This window comes from Serratia sp. HNCC26DJ206, assembly GCF_057180605.1.
Genome location: NZ_JBXUGP010000012.1, coordinates 51052 through 73422, shown reverse-complemented (window position 1 = coordinate 73422; position 22371 = coordinate 51052). Strand labels below are relative to the sequence as shown.

22 protein-coding genes are annotated in these 22371 nt (G+C 52.9%); 11 read left to right on the top strand and 11 right to left on the bottom strand.

The annotated features are described in order from the left end of the window. Positions 1 to 100: 100 nt before the first annotated feature. From fetB to AC2A1E_RS10065, 3 genes are all read right to left on the bottom strand, one after another. A complete protein-coding gene (gene fetB, locus AC2A1E_RS10075) occupies positions 101 to 874 on the bottom strand; it encodes an iron efflux ABC transporter permease subunit FetB (RefSeq protein ID WP_484383621.1) in 774 nt (257 codons plus the stop codon). Beyond that, positions 861 to 1538: an iron efflux ABC transporter ATP-binding subunit FetA gene (fetA, locus tag AC2A1E_RS10070; protein WP_484383620.1), complete on the bottom strand. Its 678-nt coding sequence runs from the start codon at positions 1536 to 1538 to the stop codon at positions 861 to 863. Before fetA ends, fetB begins: the two co-directional genes overlap by 14 nt. A 72-nt stretch (positions 1539 to 1610) precedes the next feature. Further along, positions 1611 to 1838 (bottom strand): FaeA/PapI family transcriptional regulator, encoded by a 228-nt coding sequence (locus AC2A1E_RS10065; RefSeq protein WP_484383619.1) that lies wholly within the window; start codon positions 1836 to 1838, stop codon positions 1611 to 1613. 498 nt (positions 1839 to 2336) lie between these two features. Between AC2A1E_RS10065 and AC2A1E_RS10060 the strand changes: the two genes are divergently transcribed. Beyond that, positions 2337 to 2495, top strand: coding sequence for a LuxR C-terminal-related transcriptional regulator (locus AC2A1E_RS10060; protein ID WP_484383618.1), 159 nt, complete (start codon positions 2337 to 2339; stop codon positions 2493 to 2495). Between the two features lie 84 nt (positions 2496 to 2579). Here AC2A1E_RS10060 and AC2A1E_RS10055 read toward each other — a convergent pair whose 3' ends face one another. Together AC2A1E_RS10055 and AC2A1E_RS10050 are read right to left on the bottom strand one after the other, a co-directional pair. Next, on the bottom strand, positions 2580 to 3056 hold the full coding sequence (locus AC2A1E_RS10055; protein ID WP_484383617.1) for a CS1 type fimbrial major subunit: 477 nt from the start codon (positions 3054 to 3056) through the stop codon (positions 2580 to 2582). Between the two features lie 846 nt (positions 3057 to 3902). Beyond that, positions 3903 to 4157, bottom strand: a complete 255-nt coding sequence (locus tag AC2A1E_RS10050) for a hypothetical protein (protein WP_484383616.1) — start codon at positions 4155 to 4157, stop codon at positions 3903 to 3905. Between the two features lie 265 nt (positions 4158 to 4422). Here AC2A1E_RS10050 and AC2A1E_RS10045 point away from each other — a divergent pair, with 265 nt between their 5' ends. After that, a complete protein-coding gene (locus AC2A1E_RS10045) occupies positions 4423 to 4929 on the top strand; it encodes a hypothetical protein (protein WP_484383615.1) in 507 nt (168 codons plus the stop codon). 88 nt (positions 4930 to 5017) lie between these two features. On the opposite strand, the gene AC2A1E_RS10040 is transcribed toward AC2A1E_RS10045, so the two are convergent. Next, positions 5018 to 6220 (bottom strand): BaiN/RdsA family NAD(P)/FAD-dependent oxidoreductase, encoded by a 1203-nt coding sequence (locus AC2A1E_RS10040; RefSeq protein WP_484383614.1) that lies wholly within the window; start codon positions 6218 to 6220, stop codon positions 5018 to 5020. Between the two features lie 304 nt (positions 6221 to 6524). Between AC2A1E_RS10040 and pitA the strand changes: the two genes are divergently transcribed. Further along, the gene (gene pitA, locus AC2A1E_RS10035) at positions 6525 to 8030 is read left to right on the top strand and encodes an inorganic phosphate transporter PitA (RefSeq protein ID WP_484383613.1); all 1506 of its coding nucleotides are present in this window, start codon (positions 6525 to 6527) and stop codon (positions 8028 to 8030) included. A 64-nt stretch (positions 8031 to 8094) separates the two neighbouring features. Here the strand turns inward: pitA and uspB are convergent, their stop codons facing one another. Next, positions 8095 to 8430 carry a universal stress protein UspB gene (gene uspB / locus AC2A1E_RS10030; protein ID WP_459402892.1) on the bottom strand — a complete coding sequence of 112 codons (336 nt, stop codon included), beginning with the start codon at positions 8428 to 8430 and terminating at the stop codon, positions 8095 to 8097. Positions 8431 to 9166: 736 nt separating this feature from the next. On the opposite strand from uspB, the gene uspA reads away from it, so the two are divergent. After that, positions 9167 to 9604, top strand: coding sequence for a universal stress protein UspA (uspA, locus tag AC2A1E_RS10025; RefSeq protein ID WP_459400469.1), 438 nt, complete (start codon positions 9167 to 9169; stop codon positions 9602 to 9604). A gap of 184 nt (positions 9605 to 9788) precedes the next feature. Beyond that, positions 9789 to 11132 carry an NADP-specific glutamate dehydrogenase gene (gdhA, locus tag AC2A1E_RS10020; RefSeq protein WP_484383612.1) on the top strand — a complete coding sequence of 448 codons (1344 nt, stop codon included), beginning with the start codon at positions 9789 to 9791 and terminating at the stop codon, positions 11130 to 11132. Positions 11133 to 11190: 58 nt separating this feature from the next. Here the strand turns inward: gdhA and AC2A1E_RS10015 are convergent, their stop codons facing one another. The 3 genes from AC2A1E_RS10015 to prlC form a co-directional block, all read right to left on the bottom strand. Then, complete coding sequence (locus AC2A1E_RS10015) at positions 11191 to 13101, bottom strand: bifunctional metallophosphatase/5'-nucleotidase (protein WP_484383611.1); 1911 nt, start codon at positions 13099 to 13101, stop codon at positions 11191 to 11193. A gap of 188 nt (positions 13102 to 13289) precedes the next feature. Then, positions 13290 to 14036 carry a 16S rRNA (guanine(1516)-N(2))-methyltransferase RsmJ gene (gene rsmJ, locus AC2A1E_RS10010; protein WP_484383610.1) on the bottom strand — a complete coding sequence of 249 codons (747 nt, stop codon included), beginning with the start codon at positions 14034 to 14036 and terminating at the stop codon, positions 13290 to 13292. An 8-nt stretch (positions 14037 to 14044) separates the two neighbouring features. Then, entirely contained in the window at positions 14045 to 16087 is a 2043-nt protein-coding gene (gene prlC, locus AC2A1E_RS10005; protein ID WP_484383609.1) for an oligopeptidase A, read from the bottom strand. Between the two features lie 271 nt (positions 16088 to 16358). Between prlC and AC2A1E_RS10000 the strand changes: the two genes are divergently transcribed. Continuing rightward, positions 16359 to 17201 carry a 23S rRNA (adenine(2030)-N(6))-methyltransferase RlmJ gene (locus tag AC2A1E_RS10000; RefSeq protein WP_459400476.1) on the top strand — a complete coding sequence of 281 codons (843 nt, stop codon included), beginning with the start codon at positions 16359 to 16361 and terminating at the stop codon, positions 17199 to 17201. Positions 17202 to 17263: 62 nt separating this feature from the next. Here AC2A1E_RS10000 and AC2A1E_RS09995 read toward each other — a convergent pair whose 3' ends face one another. Continuing rightward, on the bottom strand, positions 17264 to 18073 hold the full coding sequence (locus AC2A1E_RS09995; RefSeq protein WP_484383608.1) for a DeoR family transcriptional regulator: 810 nt from the start codon (positions 18071 to 18073) through the stop codon (positions 17264 to 17266). A 249-nt stretch (positions 18074 to 18322) separates the two neighbouring features. Between AC2A1E_RS09995 and kbaZ the strand changes: the two genes are divergently transcribed. Genes kbaZ through agaF form a run of 5 tightly spaced genes read left to right on the top strand, consistent with a single transcriptional unit; the run spans position 18323 to position 22230 of the window. Beyond that, on the top strand, positions 18323 to 19615 hold the full coding sequence (gene kbaZ / locus AC2A1E_RS09990) for a tagatose-bisphosphate aldolase subunit KbaZ (protein WP_484383607.1): 1293 nt from the start codon (positions 18323 to 18325) through the stop codon (positions 19613 to 19615). Between the two features lie 23 nt (positions 19616 to 19638). Continuing rightward, the gene (agaV, locus tag AC2A1E_RS09985; protein WP_484383606.1) at positions 19639 to 20112 is read left to right on the top strand and encodes a PTS N-acetylgalactosamine transporter subunit IIB; all 474 of its coding nucleotides are present in this window, start codon (positions 19639 to 19641) and stop codon (positions 20110 to 20112) included. 10 nt (positions 20113 to 20122) lie between these two features. Further along, entirely contained in the window at positions 20123 to 20905 is a 783-nt protein-coding gene (gene agaW / locus AC2A1E_RS09980) for a PTS N-acetylgalactosamine transporter subunit IIC (RefSeq protein ID WP_484383605.1), read from the top strand. Next, positions 20895 to 21770 (top strand): PTS N-acetylgalactosamine transporter subunit IID, encoded by an 876-nt coding sequence (gene agaE / locus AC2A1E_RS09975; RefSeq protein WP_484383604.1) that lies wholly within the window; start codon positions 20895 to 20897, stop codon positions 21768 to 21770. Before agaW ends, agaE begins: the two co-directional genes overlap by 11 nt. 25 nt (positions 21771 to 21795) lie before the next feature. Beyond that, positions 21796 to 22230 (top strand): PTS galactosamine/N-acetylgalactosamine transporter subunit IIA, encoded by a 435-nt coding sequence (gene agaF, locus AC2A1E_RS09970; protein ID WP_484383603.1) that lies wholly within the window; start codon positions 21796 to 21798, stop codon positions 22228 to 22230. Positions 22231 to 22371 lie beyond the last annotated feature (141 nt).

The following is a 22371-nucleotide window of genomic DNA, read 5'->3' as shown; positions in this document are numbered from 1 at the left end:
CGCCGAAAACCGAGCATCAAGGTGTAGTTAGAACGCAAACCGCATTACTCTGTTTTGATGGCTGGCATATCTGTAGATATCACAGCCATCTGCGCTCCCTTTATTTCAACCGCTCCACCAACAATTGCTTACGCGAATTGTAGAACTTCCGATACGCCAAATAGCAGGCAATGATGGTCGACAGGCTGGCGGTGGAAAGCAGCATAAAGGTCACCATAATCTGGTATTTGATCGCCTTTACCGGATCGATACCGGCAAAGATCAGCCCCGACATCATCCCCGGCAGGCTCACCAGACCGACGGTTTTGGCCGAATCCACCGTGGGGATCAGCGAAGCACGGATGCTGTCACGGATCAGCGCCGCAGAGGCAAACTTGGGGGAGGCCCCCAGGCTGAGCATTTCCTGGATTTTCTGCTGCTCGCTGTTAAAACGCTGCCCCAGATTGTTGTAACACAGCCCTACGGCCACCATGGCGTTACCGGCGATCATGCCGGAGATGGGGATCACCTGCATCGGCGTAAAGGTGATGGCGCGGGTTAACACCAACACCACCAGCGTCAGCACCGCCCCGGTGGTAATGGCAATCAACGAGATGGCAAACGCGTGATCGATATATTTGCTGCGCTTTTGCGCGTTGTAAGCCGCATTGAAGCAGATAAACAACACCATCAGCACAGTCAGGATTTCATTATTTAAATCAAAAAGATACTTCAGCACATAACCGACGATGATCAGTTGCACCACCGCGCGGCACATGCTCCAGATAATCTCTTTTTCTAACGCCAGCTTTTCTCTGTGGCTGATCAAAATGGCGACAACCACCAAAACCATCGAAAGCCCCAATGACTCATTGGTAATGCTAGGCTGATTCATCGGTGCTCTCCTGAGTATTGGCGCGGTTGAACGGCAGGGTAATCACATCGTCTGCGTGGCTGATTTCATCTCGATCGTGCGTTACCCACAGCACGGTCAGCCCCTGCTCAGCCACCAACTGGTGGATCAGCGTATTGACGTTACGCTTGTTGTCCTCATCCAACGCGCTGGTGATTTCATCCAGCAGCAATACCTTGGGCATAAACTGCAGGTTACGAATCAGGGAAATACGCTGTTTCTCACCGCCAGATAACTCGTTAATCCCTTTTTTCAACATACTGCCAGGCAAAGCAAAGCGCTCAAGATCCCGCTGCATTTTCTGTTCATCCGGCTTCAGTTTACGAATTTGGTAAGGCAGCGCGAGGTTGTCATAGACCGTGGCACCGAACAGCGATGGCGTCTGGAAACAGTAAGACACCTGTTTGCGATACTCTTCTGGCGCAATATCATTGATCGATTGGTCGTCAAACAGAATGCAGCCGCGAGTCGGGCTGATTAAAGAAGAGACAATTTTTAGCAGCGTACTTTTCCCACACCCCGAAGGCCCGGCAATCAGCTTGAATTCGCCCGGCTTCAGCGTGAAAGAGACGGAATCCAGAATGACTGCATCCCCGATTTGATAATGGATATCATCCAATACCAATATGTCATTACAGCCCTGCATGGTGGCTCCAGTTTTTTACAGGATGACTCATTATACCTTTCATCTTGCATGCGACAGCCAAACTGCCACTTTTTATTCAGTGTAAATGTACCAACGCAATGAGTTATTGATGCTGCGATGAGTGCAGTGAACCTTGCCCTCTTTCTCCAGCGCCAAGAGCAGCGTGCGTGTCACATAGATGTTCTCGCCACACTGGTCTGCCAGCTCCCGCGTTTTCGGCCACAGTTCCGGCGGTGGCAGGGCTTGCAATTCTCCCGGAGTCATCTGCAACGAACACAAATCTTGTAATACCTTTAGCATATGCCGTTTTTTAAGTTCATATTTGATGGCTGTTCTCCCCATAGTTTTCTCCCTATCATGACTTTTAAGCGTCTCTATATGCGGCGACCATACGTAAGCTATCGATAAAACCCTCTCTCACCCAGCACCTTCATAAATAGTGACATAACGCTTCTCTCAGTTGACTAAACGGTAGTGACCCACTTATCTCTCTCGATACATAGGCCGCGTTCCCGAGCGTTTTGCCGACTAATCTCGCTCAGAAACCCGACTCTATTAATTGGCTCCGACTGTGCCAGCCGTGACATGACGTTGTTGCTGATACAGGTAGTCTGAGAAGTTCAGCATTCTGTTGAAAGGCTGTGATATCGCCGTCAAGAAAAGCGTGAAAGTGGCTTTCACTGGCCAAACCGCTGAGGTACTGGAACGCTTCTGTCATCAACCATGGGCGGTATCACACGCCAGCGGCCAGTATAAATCGCGGCGCTGAGCGCCTGCGAAAAGCAAATACTCAAACTGATGAGCACCAGCATGCCCGCCTCAACCATCGCCGGTATGCTACAGCGCAGCCAGAAAACCATCAGTTCCCACAAACGCTCAGCGATGCGTAAGCTCAACGTCAACAAGAGCAGCGAGTTGCATAAGGTCTTGCTGAGCCAGATAAGGCTAGGGGGATGAGGCTCTGTGCGTATCAGATAGCGGTGACCACCTGAGTGGCCACCGTAGATTATGACGGGGGTGATTCAGTACCAGGGCTTTCCTTCAAATAGCGCTGGGTGGGATCTCGAACAGCATGACCAGATCGCCCGTGTAAAGGCCTTGCGTGGTGGCCCGGTCAGCGGTGGTGGGAGAATTGGCTTTGATTTGCAGGTGATAGATACTTTGGTAGCCGTTACCCACTTTTGTCTTCTGCACAAACGTCTGTGACGCGCTGAGGTCTTTGCCTGCACCTGCCCCATCACCAAACTTAACGTTAACCTGCTCCATTTTGTAGGCAGCATCAGTGCGAGTGAGATCAAGGGGGTGAACCAGAGAGACATCGACGCTTGGCGTGGTGGTCCACACTTGAACCGGGATGTCGGCCGCGAAAGACTTCTGCGTACCGTCCGTTGCTGCCAAACTTACCGTGTCGTACCACCCCCCGCCGTCTGGCCGTGAAACAAAAATACTGTCACTGATATTCGCGGTGATCTTGATGGTTTTTATCACGCCGGGGTGAGTTTCTTGCGCATAACTCATTCCTGAAACAAGGAATAACCCACTTACTAGTGCCAATAATGGTTTGTTGATATGCATATTTGATTACCCATTAAAATACATTAAGTATTACCGACTTGCCCGCTCATGATTCAATATCATCAGCATTAAATGCGCTTTGATACTGAAATATCGTTTGCAGACAAACGGCTGGGGTCCAACCCTTAAGAAAACTCCTATTATATCTTTGAATAATTCGGGCTACAGAAAAGCCAAAGTACATGCAACTTGGGGTATGACGGGGTTAACACGTAGCCATTTGATATTAAACATACATAGCGTGAACTTGACTCATTCGCTCTTTACCTACCCCAAATAGATTATAGAGGAATTTACAGCACTTTTTCAAATAACATCTGTAAAATTTTTCCCCTATGATAAATAAAATATACATTACTATGAACCTGCCAATTTGATAAAACGCTATTATCTTCTACATTGTGAATAGCTCGAGTTAAAAGGTGACAATACGCGGAAGAATCGGTCAGGCAACGAGTTGCTGCTCTCAAAAAAGACGGAGCTTAGGGCGAGGAAATCAATAATTATGGGGATTGAAAAGCTATTCATATATCAGGTTTCTCTATATTACAAAACCTGACTGTCAGACCAGTACACCAACTTATTCAGACTCGATTGAGAAGCGAACTGCCCAAACCGATACGTATGGTACAGATGCCGCCTCCCGTAGCCGAAGCGGCTTTCAGAGCCAGGGTTGTGCCGCCTGCAACCCAAAAAAGCGAAAATTGCCAGGGAAGATCGGCAAGAACCTTGATTTATTCCACCACGCTCTTGGTCATATCAATCGCTGCACGCAAACAGCATTTGCTGTTATTTAATGCGGCCATCAAACTTTCTATAAAGACGAATGCCAACAAGCAGAGTGATAATGCCAAATGAAAATGAAAACGCAAAATGAAAGAACTCTGATTGATTATAATTGGGCATACCAAATAGATCGACATCAGAAAAATACATCATTATCGAATGGAGACAAAGTAGAATACCCGTAGCAATACCAGAAGTACCGAAATTTTTTAACCAAGATGCTTTATCATTTTCAATAATTTTTTTTAAGAAAAACATACCCACCTCCTATTTTTAGACACTTCACCACTGATTTGAACCTTGAAAACATCAGCTAACTTAATACTTCATGGTAATGAATCATACTATGCTTTGTGAGGAAGCAAAATCTGTAGCATTTATCACTAATTAATCATATTGGAATCATGCCTCTGACGCCTTTGATCTTAATCAAAACAGTGAATATATGGTTTTATTATACTCAAGCAAGTATTTTTACACCTGTCTGAAAAGATAGTTTTTTTAATCTGGTTTTGAGGGATCAATGACTAGTTCTCGTGTGTATTTCATGATACTCGGTACTCTTGTTTTTTTAGGTAGCTTAATGTTTTCTTATGCAGCGGGTTACTCTATTTGGCGAAGTTATGAAAGTGTTGGGGTTTATAAATTCCTTACCACTGGAGCCCAATACGAAAAAGAAGTCAGTGAAAAAACAGGAAGAAAATCATATAAAAAAGTTAAATACTACTATGCAATCTTTCAGTCGGAAGACGGAAAATATAAAGGTGAGGAGAAGATAGATTCTGCATTAAAAGCAAGAATCTCAAAAGGTTCTCGATATAGTATACAACGCGAAGTCTTTGTTGACCGCAATGGTGAATACAAGCTTGTCAAACCCGGCAGTAATGAAAAAGGCAATAAAAATAGCTGGATAACCTTGGGAATATTCTCATCTATTTCGGCAATTATTGGTGGAGTGCTCCTGTTATCATTCAGAAGTATGCGCCGCCAGAAGCAAAAAAATGCTGCACAGACTTTAATAGTCAGTTAACCGATTGGATGTTGGCAGAACCTTTTCCCCCCTGGCGAAAACACAGCATGTGGGATTGCCACAGGGGCAAAAGGGCCGATCGGCAGTGTTACTTCTCCAAAACAGCGGCCACCGCCTGCGCGCAGGCCCAGGCGGAACTCCAGGCCCACTGGAAGTTATACCCCCCTAACCACCCTGTCACATCCACCACTTCACCGATAAAGTACAGGCCCGGCACGCTGTTAGCCTCCATGGTTTTGGAAGAAAGCGCTTTGGTATCCACGCCGCCCAATGTCACTTCTGCGGTGCGGTAACCTTCGGTACCGTTCGGCTGTACCCGCCAGTTTTGCAGACTCTCAACCAACGCGGTCTGCTGGGCCGGGGTGAGCTGTTTCAGTGTCGCTTCCGGCAGTTGCCCCAGCGTTTGCAAGAACTCAACCAGACGTTTTGGTAAGTGCAGCGCCAGGGTGTTTTTCAGGCTCTGGTTAGGATGGGCCTGCCGTTGCTCGTTCAGGAAGCCCATCAGGTCTAGCGCGGGCAGTAAGTTAATGCTCACAAACTCACCGGGTTGCCAGTAGCTGGAAATCTGCAAAACCGCTGGGCCAGAAAGACCGCGATGGGTAAACAGAATGCTTTCACGGAAACTGGTGCCGTTCTCCGCTGTCACCACCGCAGGCACCGAAACGCCGGAAAGCGTCTGGGATTGCTCTAACAACGGTTTGTGCAGGGTAAACGGCACCAATGCGGCACGGGTGGGCAAGACTTTCAGGCCAAACTGCTCCGCCAGCTTGTAACCGAAGGGCGATGCCCCCAAGCCCGGCATCGAAAGCCCGCCGCTGGCCACAACAAGTGAGCGAGCACTCACTTTTTCACCATTCAGCGCCAGCTCGAACCCACCGTCGGTTTTTTCTACGCTCAGCACTTCGCTGCGCAAACGCATCGTCACCTGACCGAGTTCGCACTCCTTCACCAGCAGATCAACCACCTGTTGTGCCGACTCATCGCAGAACAACTGCCCCAGCGTTTTTTCGTGGTAAGCAATGCCGTGGCGATTAATCAGATCGATAAAGTCCCACTGGGTATAACGCGCCAGCGCAGATTTACAGAAATGTGGGTTGTTCGAGAGATAAGCCGCCGGTTCGGTATACAGATTGGTAAAATTACAGCGCCCACCGCCGGACATCAGGATCTTGCGGCCCGGTTTTTTGCCGTTGTCGAGCAGCAGCACCCGGCAGCCGAGAAGCCCAGCCTGCGCAGCACAAAACATCCCTGCGGCACCCGCACCTATCACTACGACATCAAACTGTTCCACCTGAGCCTCTCTGAGCAAAAAAATCACAATCGCGGTAAAAGCGCGCTATTTCACGCCGTTTCGCTGCCAGTCAGCGTTAAATCTGCGGCGGAGGATTGTAAAGGCATCGGCGGGCCGACGCTACCGTAAGAAAATGTTAGCAAGCGTAAATACAGGTAATATGCTGATAGTTATTCGATTAGTCATGCCGTTAACCTTCTTTTGTCACATTGAAATCAAAAAAACGTCATATTTTCCTTTTCCCCGACACCGGTTGTCACAGATAATGCGCGGCGTTCATGTCCACCAACCTGGCGTAACGCTTATGCTACATTTGTTCACTGGCCTGGATTTCCATACCGGCCTGATGTTAATCCTCGCATTGATGTTTGTATTGTTCTATGAAGCCATCAACGGCTTTCACGATACGGCCAATGCGGTTGCTACTGTAATTTATACCCGTGCTATGCGCTCGCAAGTTGCGGTCGTGATGGCGGGCGTGTTCAATTTCCTTGGCGTCATGCTCGGCGGCCTGAGTGTTGCCTACGCCATTGTTCACCTGTTACCAACCGATCTGTTGTTGAACGTCAGTTCAACACACGGGTTAGCCATGGTCTTCTCCATGCTGTTGGCGGCAATTATCTGGAACCTCGGTACCTGGTACTTTGGGATACCGGCGTCCAGCTCGCACACGCTGATTGGCTCCATCATTGGGGTAGGGTTAACCAACGCTCTCGTCACCAGCACGTCGGTGGTTGACGCACTGAATGTGCCGAAAATGATCAGCATCTTCCTGTCATTAATCTTCTCCCCGCTGATTGGGTTGATTATTGCCGGGCTGATGGTGTTTGTGCTGCGCCGTTATTGGAGCAAGACCAAAAAGCGTCAGCGCATCCATATGACCCCGGCAGAGCGTGAGAAGGTCGACGGCAAACGTAAACCGCCGTTCTGGACGCGTATTGCCCTGATCCTGTCGGCTATCGGTGTGAGTTTCTCGCACGGTGCCAACGACGGTCAGAAAGGTATCGGTCTGATCATGCTGGTGCTGATCGGCGTTGCTCCGGCCGGTTTCGTACTCAATATGAATGCCACCGGTTATGACATCACCCGTACGCGTGATGCCGTCGCTCACCTGCAGCAATTCTATCAGCAGCATGGGGATTCCCTTTCCCATGTGATCGCCCAGACTCCGCGGGTCCCTACGCCGGAGGAAGCGTCTCAGACGCCTAACCAACCGGCTGAGTTCCATTGCGACAGTTCGCGCGCCATGATTGCCGTAGAGCGCTCCCTCAACCTGCTGAACAACCTGCAGAGTTACGATCAACTGACGGTGGAACAGCGCAGCCAACTGCGCCGCCTGCTGATGTGCGTAACGGATACGGCGGGCAAAGTGGCCAAACTGCCGGAAACCTCGGCGGACGACCAGCGTTTCCTGAAGAACCTGCGTTCAGACCTGCTGGAAACCGTTGAGTATGCGCCGATGTGGATTATCGTTGCGGTAGCCTTGGCGCTGTCCCTCGGTACCATGGTGGGCTGGCGGCGTGTTGCCACCACTATCGGTGAAAAAATCGGTAAGAAGGGCATGACTTACGCACAGGGCGTGTCGGCTCAGATGACTGCCGCACTGTCGATTGGCGTGGCCAGTTACACCGGTATGCCCGTCTCCACCACCCAGGTACTGTCTTCGGCGGTTGCCGGGACGATGCTTGTAGATGGCGGCGGCGTACAGAGTAAAACCGTGAAGAACATCGCGCTGGCTTGGATACTGACCCTGCCGGTGTCGATTTTGCTTTCCGGTAGTCTGTACTGGCTGGCTCTGAAGCTGATTTAATTATCGTGCATGAAATAAGAAAGGCGGCCTTGGCCGCCTTTCTTTATGCTAATAAATCAAGCATCTAATACCAGATTGCCATCGCTAACAGGCTGAGAAGCACCAACCCACACAGCTCTGTCGTCAGCAGAAACTGACCACGCACACGCTGGCAACGGCGGATAAACTCCGGATCGTGATGCTCGCAATAACGTTGCGCAAAGATATAGCGCACCAGGCGTATCTGTTTACTCGGTTGGCCGTGCGAAGTAAAAAACCCCCCGCCATCGACATATTGATACAGCAGCGGGTCGCAGCCGCGTAAAACCACCAGCAGCGCACGCAGAGAAGAGTAATAACGAGCCATATTAATCACACATACCACACACAAAGCCCAAAATAGCGCGACAGTACTCATGATGATTGCCCCCTCAAGGGCGTTGCGATCCCGGCCAACCGCCGGGCCAACGGCCCTACCTCTACCCAATGCTGCCGGAGCCTGTGGCTCCCATCCTCCTAGCACCTTTTAAGTGGCCACGCATTATCACAACCTCTGGCCGACGGGGCATCGATACGCAAAGTGCATATGAAGCACCTTGCGGCTCAGAGGGGATAGGGTGAAGCCCATACTCACTATTGTAGGATACTGAAACACAAACTGACTTGAATCCTGTATAAAATTTAACGCAATGGCTAAATTTGTCATCTACTACTTGGTTATAAATCATAACCGTAACCCGCAGCGCTTTTGCGCCGTTCAAGGGGAAATGTAAACGCCTCTTTACTCAAGAACGCTGATAACTCAACGGTTAAAATGGTAGATAACCATATAAACAATAGGATTTTTTGTTACATCGGTGTAAAACTAAAGAGGTAGACGACAGTAAGGTTGATACCCTAAATAATTCGAGTTGCAGGAAGGCGGCGACGCAGAGAATCCCTAGGAGCTTACACCAGTAAGTGACTGGGGTGAGCGAGGAAAGCCAACGCACCTGCGACTTGAAGTATGACGGGTATATTGATGCAATGCAGTGTGATCGCACATACATATCACTGTGTTATCTGAATGGTACTATGCAGGTAAGGCGCAAGCGCCAAGCTGGAACACTGAATGCCTGCCAACCCTTTAATCGGCATTATCTGGAAGGAGTATTCTCATGGCTTACAAACACATTCTGATCGCGGTTGACCTATCACCGGAAAGCAAAATTCTGGTAGAAAAAGCAGTATCCATGGCGCGACCGTACAATGCCAAAGTCTCCCTGATCCACGTTGATGTTAACTATTCCGATCTGTATACCGGCCTGATCGATGTCAATCTCGGCGATATGCAGAAACGTATCTCCGAAGAAACTCACCAGGCGTTAACCGAACTTTCGCAAAATGCGGGCTATCCGATCAGCGAAACCCTGAGCGGCAGCGGCGATCTGGCCCAAGTGCTGGTCGATGCCATCAAGAAATATGACGTGGATCTGGTGCTGTGCGGCCACCACCAGGATTTCTGGAGCAAACTGATGTCTTCTGCACGCCAGTTGATCAACACCGTGCACATCGACATGCTGATTGTGCCGCTGCGTGACGAAGAAGAAAAGTAAGTATTTGCTAACCCCGCCTGCCAGCGCCCGCCTAATGCGGGCGTTTTTCGTTGTATAACCCCTATTTATTACTTGTTATTCAGCCTCCCCCCGGTGATATAGTCGATATAGACACAACATCCTCCCCAACTGTGAGCTACATCTATAAAAACAGGGGAACCCAAATGCTAAAAGGAGTTTATTCATGGAACAAGCTGTATCACTGGAATCGTTTCTAACCTCGCTAAAGCGCCATAACTCGCATCAACCGGAATATTTACAGGCAGTACGTGAAGTTTTCACTTCATTGTGGCCCTTCATTGAGCGCAACCCACATTACCGTGACCATGCCTTGTTAGAGCGCCTGGTTGAGCCTGAGCGCATTATTCAGTTCCGCGTCAGCTGGGTGGACGATCTTGGCAAGGTACGAGTGAATCGCGCTTACCGCATCCAGTTCAACTCCGCCATCGGCCCGTATAAAGGCGGCATGCGTTTCCACCCGTCGGTCAACACGTCCATTCTGAAGTTCCTCGGCTTTGAGCAGACCTTCAAGAATGCCCTGACTACGCTGCCGATGGGCGGTGGTAAAGGCGGTTCTGACTTTGATCCGAAGGGCAAAAGCCAGGGCGAAATCATGCGTTTCTGCCAGGCGTTGATGACCGAACTTTATCGCCACCTGGGCCCAGATACCGATGTGCCTGCTGGGGATATCGGCGTAGGCGGCCGCGAAGTGGGCTTTATGGCTGGCATGATGAAGAAGCTGTCCAACAACACCTCTTGCGTGTTCACCGGCAAAGGCCTGTCGTTCGGCGGCAGCTTGATACGCCCGGAAGCAACCGGTTACGGCCTGGTTTACTTTACCGATTCAATGCTGCAACGCCACGGCCTGGGTTTTGAAGGCATGCGCGTAGCGGTGTCCGGCTCCGGTAACGTGGCGCAATACACCATCGAGAAAGCGTTAGAAATGGACGCTCGCGTGATCACCGTTTCTGATTCCGGCGGCACCGTGGTGGACGAAGCGGGCTTCACCACCGAGAAACTGGCTCACCTGGCAGAAATCAAGAACCAGCGTTACGGTCGCGTAGAGGATTACGCCCGTGAGCGTGGCCTGACCTATCTGGCAGGCCAGCAGCCGTGGAACGTACCGGTGGACATCGCCCTGCCTTGCGCTACCCAGAACGAACTGGATCTGGAAGCCGCACAAACGCTGATCCGCAACGGGGTCAAAGCCGTAGCAGAAGGCGCCAACATGCCAACCACCATTCAGGCTACCGATGCCTTCCTCGAGGCGGGCGTGCTGTTCGCTCCGGGCAAAGCAGCCAATGCCGGTGGCGTAGCCACTTCTGGCCTGGAAATGGCACAGAACGCCGCACGTCTTAACTGGCGAGCCGAGAAAGTGGATGTTCGCCTGCGTCATATCATGGCGGATATTCATCAGGCCTGCGTCGAATACGGCGGCGAGAGCAAGCAAACGCATTACGTTCACGGTGCTAACATTGCCGGGTTCGTTAAAATTGCTGACGCGATGCTGGCTCAGGGCGTGCTCTAATCCCTGCTCAGAGTGAGATATTTTTTAATGCCGGCGCTCCAGCCGGCATTAATTTTTTCTAATTGATTCCCTTCTGTGAGTTAATCGCCCCAATAATCACTAACCGATCGTTCAACCGCTGTTTGATCACCGGATCGCTCGCCGCCTGCGCCTGTTGCCGCAACGCCGTCATCTGCTGCTGCATCGCCTGTGGATCGCTGAACAGCAGTTCTTTGACGTTGATGGAAGCCACATTGCTGTAACGGCCATCATCGGTAGTAGGTACGCTGATTTTACCGTCGTTCAGCAGTTTTTCGACGATCTTACGCTCACGTTCATAACCTTCCAGCCCCACCAGTTTCCAGCGTTGCATCGCTTTGCCCTGATATTGGCCCTGCTTCACCTCGGTCAGATAACGGATAGTGAGATTACGGATCGTGCCCGCCTCTTCGCCATATTCGGCCTTGGTGTCTGAAAGAACCGGGAACTGCATCCCCTCCAACACCCCGCCTTTCTGCGTCAGGTGGCCCATACGATAGCTGTTCATCCCCAGGCGAATCGGCGTGCTGTCGGTTACAGGGGTGCCGTCGTTCAGTTTCAGATCGGTGATCCGTTGCCCAACCGGTTTACGCAGATCGATGGTATAGGTCACGCCGTCAAAGAAGTCGTTGGTGGAGTATTTGGAGGCGCGGCGCTGTGGGTTAAAGCTGTAGGTCACATCGCCATCCTGTTGCTGATTGAAATAATCTCCAACCCACTCCATATACTTTTTCAACTCTTTGCCGGTAAGTTGGTAAACGGTGATTTCACCCCCAGCATATTGATAGTTAAAGGCGATATCTTTGGCGGTAATCGTCCCCACGTTCAGCTTTGGCCGATCGTTATCAATCTGCAACGCGATCACCTGCGCCTGCGGTGCATAGTAGCGGGCAGCTTCCTGATACAGCGCGCTGATGCCGGTATCCTGAATATGTACCTGCGGGATGCCCTTCACCGCATCTGGCGGCACCAGATCCTGCCCCGTCAGTTGGGCGATCGGCCGGTTAGCATTGGCGCGCAGAATGGTATGGAACGGCTGATAGATCTCTTCCAATTTTTTGTCGGACGCCATCCCTTTGATCGGGTAGGTGTAGCTGTCTTTATTGATCAACACATACTTGCCGTTCTGCTGCTCGAATTGCAGATCGATACGCGATAGCGCACGGCCATATTTATCCGGCTCGGTGACAATTACGCCATTGATCAGCTCTTTATCCACTTTGACGTGCATATGCCCAGCCACGATTGCCGCCAATTCCGGATTGGCGCGCGCAATATCCCCCACGCCGGTGCCTGGCCGCTGGTTCTCATTATCGATCCCCATATGCGCTACCAGTACGATCGCATCCACCTGGCTGTGGATCTGCTGGATCACGTTTTTCACCGCCTGTACCGGATCGGTAAATGTCAGGCCATCGATACGATCGGTGCCTTTGGCAAACTCGGCGGTCATCGGCGTATCCATGCCGATAATGCCAATCTTCACCCCTTGCCGTTCAACGATCTTGTAGGAAGGCAAATAAGGCTTACCGCTTTGCCAGAAAATATTGCCCGCCAGCGCAGCCCCTTTAAATTGGCTAATCGGGGTTGCCAGCGCTTTCAAACCAAAATCAAACTCGTGGTTGCCCATCACCCACACGTCGTAATCCAACGCGTTAAATCCGAGGATCATCGGGCTGGTTTGGTCATTCTTGAAGGTTTCGACAAAGTTGCCCTGGATGGTGTCACCAGCATCCACCAGAATCACGTTCGGCTGCTGGGCACGCACCTGGTGCACCTGAGTCGCGATCTGGCTCAGGCTGCCCGCCAGATTTTCGGTATCGGTGGAGTAATCCCAAGGCACAAAGGTGCCATGCAGATCGGAAGTGCCCAGAATGGTGATATTTACCGGTTCAGCGGCCATAACAGAGGTGCTCAAGCAAAGCAGCAAGGACAGAAGCGTCTTTTTCATAATGTGATTTAATCATAGGTAATTGTAATTAAATGGGATTATGCGAGGCACATTCCAAACTTACCAGCAGCATTGCAGAAGGAGCATGGGAAATGTGAGATAGTTCAATGATTGACCAACAACTTTCCCCTTAGCCCGTGAGAGGGCCAGAGTCAGAGGAAATCCGATGGTTAAATAATCTTGCCGCTTTACAGCGGCATATAAATATCGAAACGGTGGTTCTTGGTGGTGGTTGCCGCATGGGCTGGAACATTCGCCAGCGGCGGCGCGTAGTCCGGGCGTTTCACCACGATACGCTTGGTAGCCAGGCGACGAGCCGGTTCAAGCAAACCATCGGCATCATCATCACTGCCCACCAGCGACTGAAACACCCGCATTTCCTTCTTCACCAGCGCACTTTTCTGCTTATGCGGATACATCGGATCGAGATACACCACTTCCGGGCGCGGCTCGAGATCCGCCAGCGCCGTCAGGCTAGAAGCATGCAGCAGCGTCATACGTTCACGCAGCCACGGGCCGATCTCGGGGTCCTGATAACCACGCTGTAAACCGTCGTCCAACAACGCAGCCACCACCGGATTACGCTCCAGCATGCGTACCTGGCAACCGAGCGCCGCCAGCACAAAGGCATCGCGCCCCAGCCCCGCGGTGGCATCCACCACGCTGGGCAGAGTATTGCCCTTAATGCCCACCGCTTTGGCAACCGCTTCACCACGGCCGCCGCCGAAACGCCGCCGGTGCGCCATCGGGCCTGTAACAAAATCAACGTAGATCGCGCCAAGCTTCGGCTCATCGCGCTTGCGCAGTTCCAACCGCTCCGGCGTCAATACCAGCGCCACCAGCGCATCGTCGTCGGAAGTCAGTTGCCAGCGCTGCGTCAGAATAGACAAGGCGCCGGGATCGGCGCCTGCTTCACACAATAAAAACACGCTCACGTGGCGGGTTATCCTTTAATACCGTAATGGCGCAGCATAGCATCCAGCTGCGGTTCACGGCCACGGAAGCGTTTGAACAATTCCATCGGCTCTTCAGAACCGCCGCGCGACAGAATGTTATCCAGGAAGGATTTACCGGTTTGTGCGTTGAAAATCCCCTCTTCCTCAAAGCGCGAGTAGGCATCTGCCGACAGCACTTCCGCCCACAGATAGCTGTAGTAACCCGCCGCGTAGCCACCGGCAAAGATGTGGCTGAAGGCATGTGGGAAACGGCCCCAGCTTGGTGATGGCACGACCGCCACGGTTTTCTTCACGTCAAACAGCGTTGGCAGGATCTGCGCGCCGCTCGAAGGGCTGTATTCTGCGTGCATACGGAAATCGAACAGGCCGAACTCCAACTGGCGCAGGATAAACAGCGCCGCCTGATAGTTTTTCGCTTCCAGCATCTTATCCAGCAAGGCTTTTGGTAGCGGTTCACCGGTTTCAAAGTGGCCGGAGATAAACGCCAGCGCTTCCGGCTCCCAGCACCAGTTTTCCATAAACTGGCTCGGCAGCTCGACCGCATCCCACGGCACACCGTTGATACCAGAGACACCGGCGGTATCGATCTGCGTCAGCATATGGTGCAGGCCGTGACCGAACTCGTGGAACAGGGTGGTGACTTCGTTATGGGTAAACAGCGCCGGTTTATCGCCCAGCGGACGGTTAAAGTTACAGGTGAGGTAAGCCACCGGTTTTTGCAGTTCGCCGTTCGCCTTGCGCAGGCTACCGACGCAGTCGTCCATCCACGCCCCACCGCGTTTGTTCTCACGGGCATACAGATCCAGATAAAAGCTGCCGCGCAGTTCGCCGCTGGCATCGAACAGATCGAAGAAACGCACTTCCGGATGCCAGGTATCCACATCTTTACGCTCTTTGGCGGTAATGCCGTAAATGCGTTTCACCACTTCGAACAGCCCTTCAACCACGCGCTGCTCAGGGAAGTACGGGCGCAGTTGTTCGTCGCTGATGGAGAACAGATGCTGTTTCTGCTTTTCGCCGTAATAGGTAATGTCCCAAGCCTCGAGCTCGTCGACGCCGTAATGCTGCTTGGCAAATGCGCGCAGCTGCGCCAGTTCCTGTTCCGCCTGCGGACGCGCACGCTTGGCCAAATCGTTCAGGAACCCCAGCACCTGCTCCGGGTTTTCTGCCATTTTGGTGGCGAGGGATTTATCAGCATAGCTGGCAAAGCCCAACAGCTGCGCAAGTTCATGGCGCAGCGCCAGCGTTTCTGCCATCACTTCGCTGTTGTCCCATTTACCGGCATTCGGCCCCTGATCGGAAGCCCGAGTAGCAAAGGCGCGGTACATCTCTTCACGCAGCGCCTGACTGTCGGCATAGGTCATGACCGGCAGATAGCTCGGCATGTCCAGCGTCAACAACCAGCCTTCCTGTTCTTTGGCCTGGGCCATCGCCTGCGCTTGCGCCAACGCGCTTTCCGGCAGGCCACTCAGTTCATTAACGTCGGTAATCAGCTTGCTCCAGCCCATGGTGGCATCGAGCACGTTGTTGCTGTAGGTGGAACCCAATTCAGACAGGCGCGCAACGATCTCACCGTAGCGTTTCTGTTTCTCTACCGGCAGGCCAATGCCCGACAGTTCAAAATCACGCAGCGCGTTTTCCACCGATTTACGCTGTGGCGTAGTCAGTTGAGCGAAGCCTGCGCCCTCTTTCAGGCTGCGATACGCCTGATACAAACCTTCGTGCTGGCCCACCCAGGTACCGTATTCAGACAGCAGCGGCAGCGCCTGCTCGTAGGCTTCGCGCAGCTCTGGGCTGTTTTTCACCGCGTTCAAATGGCCAACCGGCGACCAGATGCGTGACAGACGATCGTCAGACTCTGCCAGCGGCTGACACAGGTTTTCCCAGGTAAACTGCCCCGGTTGAGCGACCACGCGCTCCACCGCAGCACGGCAGTCAGCCAACGCGGATTGCACCGCAGGCACGATATCTTCAGGGCGAATCGCCGAAAATGGCGGCAGGGAAAACGGGGTCAGCAACGGATTGGTCATAAGGGCAGTCCTGATTGGCGTTGTGGGCCGGATGCGGACATCAGGCCGAGTAAATACGAATGTCTTACTAACATGGTGCCAAATGACAGGAAAATCAATGGCGGCGATTGAGGGAAAGTGCCATTAGGGGGCATAGGGTCTTTTATACCGAACCCATCATCAGGCAAAGGCAACGCATTTCACTTTTTCTCAGCCAGACAGTTTATACTGTGCGGATTATCAGCCTTTACTCAGCTTGCTCCATCTGGAGCACAAGGAATGACCAGACGCCATGTTAAGTTACCGCCACAGTTTTCACGCTGGCAACCACGCCGACGTGCTCAAGCACACCGTTCAGAGCCTGATCATTGAAGCGCTGAAAGAAAAAGAGAAACCGCTGCTGTATCTGGATACCCACTCCGGTGCCGGGCGTTATCAACTGAGCGGTGAACACGCCGAGCGCACCGGGGAATACCTGGAGGGCATCGGCCTGCTGTGGCAGCGTGACGATCTGCCGGAAGAGTTGGCGGCTTACATGAGCGTGGTACACAACTTCAACCGTTCGGGCACCCTGCGTTACTACCCGGGTTCACCGCTGATTGCCCGCCAGTTGCTGCGCCCGCAGGATAAAATCCATCTCACCGAACTGCACCCGAGCGATTACCCGCTGCTGCGCAGTGAATTCCAGAAAGATGAACGCGCCAAAGTTCAGCGTGCCGATGGCTACCAACAGATCAGATCCCAATTACCACCGCTATCACGCCGTGGTCTGATCCTGATGGATCCACCGTATGAGATGAAAACCGATTATCAGGACGTGGTGAAAGGCATTCAGGAAGGTTACAAACGGTTCGCCACCGGCACCTATGCGCTTTGGTATCCGGTGGTACTGCGCCAACAGATCAAACGCATGCTGAAAGAGCTGGAAGCGACCGGTATTCGCCGCATCCTGCAGATCGAACTGGCGGTCAAACCCGACAGCGATCAGCGCGGCATGACCGCTTCCGGCATGATCGTGATTAACCCGCCGTGGAAGCTGGAGCAACAGATGAACAACGTGCTGCCGTGGTTGCACAAGGTGCTGGTACCGTCCGGTATCGGCCACCATCTGGTGAACTGGGTGGTTCCCGAGTAATCCCCAGCATGGCCGCCTGCCTGGGCGGCTATCTCTCCTCTGTAAACCTGCCCCGCTCTCTTCTATTTACCGACCAGCACCACTTTAATGCCGCTCTTGCGTAGTCCCTCGAGGCTTTCCGCTGAAATATCGCTGTCGGTGATCACCATGTGAACACGTTGTATATCAATGATTTTATGCAAACTGGAGCGATCGAACTTGCTGGAATCGGTCACCACAATGATCCGCTCAGCTACCTCACACATACGGCGGTTAAGGCGCGCTTCATCCTCATTATGGGTGCTGACACCCCGTTCCAGATCAATCGCGTCAACGCCCAGAAACAGCATATCGAAATGGTAGTTCTGCAACGACTGATCGGCCTGATCGCCATAAAACGACAGGGATTGGCGGCGTAAATGCCCACCGGTCATCAGCAGCTCAACGCCTTCCGCTTCCAGCAGCGCATTGGCGACGTTCATACCATTCGTCATGGCAATCACCTCTTTATGCTGGCGCATGAGGCGTGCGATCTCATACGTGGTGGTTCCCGAATCGAGGATCACTCGGTGGCCAGGCTTGATCAACTCTACCGCGACGCGCGCAATGCTCCGCTTCAGGGAGGTATTCAGGGAGCTTTTATCTTCTAGCGAAGGCTCCACCGGAGGGGTGGATGGATCGCATATCAGCGCACCACCATAAGCACGTACCGCAATCCCCTGTTTTTCCAGAAACGCCAGATCGTTACGGATAGTGACGGTAGAAACGCTGAAAAAAGCCGATAAGTCATTGACCTGTACGCTGCCCTGCTGACGTAGACGCTGAATGATCTGTTCGCGTCTCTCGCTGGTACCAATGACACGTTTATCGGTAACGGAATCGCTGTTATGCATAAGAGATCCTTTCATAAAATCCTTTGTTTCATTTCGTTTTGCCTATTAATACCTTTCTTTAAATGGAAAGCAAGCCCTGCCCTTATTCGCTTTCATCGGCTTAATTTCGTCAAAAACTTTCGTTTCATACCTTTTGTGAAACAGATCGCAACTTCACTATCCTTCTCTTTATTTTAACTTTACGTTAAAGCAGTATCAACAGACACAAATCGAAAGATATTGCACAAAAAAACCGATACGGAGAAGAAAGTGAAACATTTAATCGAGTTTGTGGCCCACCATAAACAGGACAAGTGCTTCGGCATCTTTGCGGTCTGCTCCGCTCACCCGCTGGTGCTTGAAGCCGCCATGCGGCATGCAAAAGAAGCAAACTCAACCCTGCTGATCGAAGCCACCTCAAACCAGGTTGATCAATACGGTGGCTACACCGGTATGATGCCCACCGACTTCCGCCGTTTCGTTCTGCAACTGGCAGATAAACAACATTTTCCTTACCAACAGCTGATCCTTGGCGGCGACCACCTTGGCCCGAACCGCTGGCAAAGCCAACCCGCCGCAGAAGCCATGGCCAAGGCCGATGAGCTGATTCGCAGCTATGTGAGCGCCGGGTTCAAAAAAATCCATCTCGATTGCAGCATGTCCTGCGCCGACGATCCGGTGCCGCTCACCGATGCGATCGTTGCCGAACGCGCAGCCCGGTTAGCACGGATCGCCGAGCAAACCTGCACTGCGCAGTTTGGCGAGTCCGATCTGGTTTACGTTATCGGCACCGAAGTGCCGGTGCCCGGTGGCGCTCATGAAACGCTGTCAGCATTAGCCGTCACCACGCCGCAGGCGGCAAAAACCACGCTTGAAGCCCATCATCATGCCCTGGAGCAGCAGGGCCTGAGCGATATCTGGCCGCGCATTATCGGGCTGGTGGTACAGCCGGGCGTTGAGTTCGACCATACGCAAGTTATTGATTTTCAGCCGCAGAAGGCGCTGGCGCTGAGCCAGATGATTGAAGCGTCTGACACTATGGTGTTTGAAGCCCACTCCACCGATTACCAGACCCCGCTTGCCCTACAGCAACTGGTTCAGCACCACTTCGCGATCCTGAAAGTCGGCCCGGCGCTCACCTTTGCCCTGCGCGAAGCGCTATTTTCACTGGCGGCCATTGAACGGGAGTTACGCCCGGCGCATCAATGCTCGGGGCTGCGCGATGTACTCGAAAGCGTGATGCAGGATCACCCGCAATATTGGCAACAGCACTATCAGGGTAACGGCGAAGCATTACGCCTGGCGCGCGGCTACAGCTATTCCGATCGCGTGCGCTACTACTGGCCCGATCGGGATATCGACGGTGCCTATGACCGCATGGTCAGCAACCTGGCAAACGAACCGATCCCGCTGCCGCTGATCAGCCAATACCTGCCGCTGCAATATGCCAAAGTTCGTGAAGGGCTGCTTGCCGCCACGCCACACGAGCTGATTATCGACCATATCCAGGACGTGCTGCGCCAATACCATGCTGCCTGCCTGGGTAAATCATCCTCTATTTAACACAATGATAATAAGGGAAAAAAATGCCAAACATTGTATTAAGCCGCATTGATGAACGCCTGATCCATGGTCAGGTTGGCGTGCAGTGGGTCGGGTTTGCCGGGGCCAATCTGGTGCTGGTGGCCAACGATGAAGTCGCGGAAGACGCTGTGCAGCAAAACCTGATGGAGATGGTACTCGCCGAAGGGATTGCCGTGCGTTTCTGGCCGCTACAGAAGGTGATCGACAACATTCACCGCGCTGCCGATCGCCAGAAAATCCTGTTGGTTTGCAAGAGCCCGCAAGATTTCCTCACCCTGGTACAAGGCAACGTGCCGCTGGAGCGTATCAACGTCGGCAACATGCACTACGCCGATGGTAAGAAACAAATCGCCAAAACCGTCTCTGTAGACGATCGGGACATTGCCGCCTTCAACGGCCTGAAAGATGCCGGTGTGGAATGCTTTGTTCAGGGTGTTCCCACAGAAGCGGCTCAGGATCTCTACAAACTTCTCTGAGGTATTTGTTATGGAAATCAGCTTATTACAAGCGGTAGCGCTGGGCATACTGGCCTTTATTGCCGGGCTGGATATGTTCAACGGCCTGACGCACATGCACCGCCCGGTAGTTCTGGGCCCGCTGGTTGGCCTGATCCTGGGTGACCTGCATACCGGTATTTTAACCGGCGGTACGCTGGAACTGGTGTGGATGGGCCTGGCACCGCTGGCTGGTGCGCAACCGCCCAACGTGATTATCGGCACCATCGTCGGCACCACCTTTGCCATCACCACCGGGGTAAAACCGGAAGTAGCCGTCGGGGTGGCGGTGCCGTTCGCCGTGGCGGTGCAAATGGGGATTACCTTCCTGTTCTCCATTATGTCCGGCGTGATGGCGCGAGCCGATCGCATGGCGGCGAATGCCGATGCCGACGGCATTGAGCGCATTAACTACATGGCGCTGCTGGTGCTCGGCATCTTCTACTTCCTCTGCGCCTTCCTGCCCATCTATTTCGGTGCCGAGCACGCGAAGTCGGTCATTGACGTGCTGCCTGCGCGGCTGATCGACGGCCTCGGTGTAGCAGGTGGCATCATGCCAGCCATCGGCTTTGCCGTGCTGCTGAAAATCATGATGAAAAACGCATACATCCCCTATTTCATTCTCGGCTTCGTTGGCGCTGCCTGGCTGAAACTGCCGGTGCTGGCGATTGCCGCCGCCGCGCTTGCCATGGCTCTGATGGAGTTGATGCGTAAGGACCCGACCCCACCGCAACCTTCCCGCGCACAGCAAGAGGAATTCGAAGATGGCATCTGATACCCAAACTCTGCCGCAAACCGACGGGCAAGAAACGCTGCTCACCGACGGCAACGACAGCATCTATGAAGATCAGACAGTTGGCGTGGAACTGACCAAGAAAGACATCAACCGCGTAGCGTGGCGTTCTATGCTGCTACAGGCGTCGTTCAACTACGAGCGTATGCAGGCTTGCGGCTGGCTGTACGGCCTGCTGCCCGCGTTGAAGAAGATCCACACCAACAAACGCGATCTGGCGCGGGCGATGAAAGGCCATATGGGGTTCTTCAATACCCACCCGTTCCTGGTCACCTTTGTGATTGGCATTATCTTGGCAATGGAGCGTTCCAAACAGGATGTGAACAGTATCCAGAGCACCAAAATTGCCGTCGGCGCACCGCTTGGCGGGATTGGTGATGCCATGTTCTGGCTCACCCTGCTGCCGATCTGTGGCGGCATCGGTGCCAGCTTGGCGCTACAAGGTTCGATCCTCGGCGCGGTGGTATTTATGGTGATGTTTAACGTCGTCCACCTCGGGCTGCGTTTCGGGCTTGCCCACTATGCTTACCGCAAAGGGGTCGCGGCAATCCCGCTGATTAAAGCCAACACCCGGAAAGTCGGCCACGCTGCTTCCATCGTTGGGATGACGGTGATCGGTGCGCTGGTGGCGACCTACGTTCGTCTCACCACCACGCTGGAAATCACCGCGGGCGATGCGGTAGTGAAACTGCAAACCGACGTGATCGACAAACTGATGCCTGCCTTTTTGCCGCTGGTCTACACCCTGCTGATGTACGCCCTGGTGCGTCGCGGCTGGAGCCCGCTGCGGCTGATCGGCATCACCGTGCTGCTGGGCATTGTCGGGAAGTTTGGCCACTTCCTGTAACCCACGGAAAACGAGAGGAGAGCACATGTTAAGCATCATTCTTAGCGGCCACGGTGGGTTTGCCAGCGGGCTGGAACAGGCGATGAAACAGATCCTTGGCGAGCAGCCACAGATTATTGCCATCGACTTTCCTGAAAGCTCCACCACCGCGCTGCTGAAAAGCCAATTCGAACAGGCGATAGCCCAGCTTGATGAAAGTGAAGGGCTGATATTTTTAACCGACCTGCTGGGTGGCACCCCGTTCCGCGTGGCCTCAACGCTGGCACTGCAAAAACCGGGGCGCGAAGTGATCACCGGCATCAACCTGCAATTGCTGTTGGAAATGGTGCTGGAACGCGATGGGCTGAGCAGTAAAGAGTTTCGCCTGATGGCACTGGAGTGCGGGCACCGTGGCTTAACCAGTCTGGTAGACGAAATGGGGCACGAGCGCGCAACCGAAGTGGCTGAAGAGGGGATATGACCCCTTTCACTTCCCTCTCTTAGGTCTGTGGCCCGTTAGCGCACAGGCCTTTCTTTTCCTTTTCCTTAAATCTGACTACTGCCCGCTAACTGCGCAAGAAGTCGATAAATAAAAAGAAAAAACCTATTCATAAGGCCGATC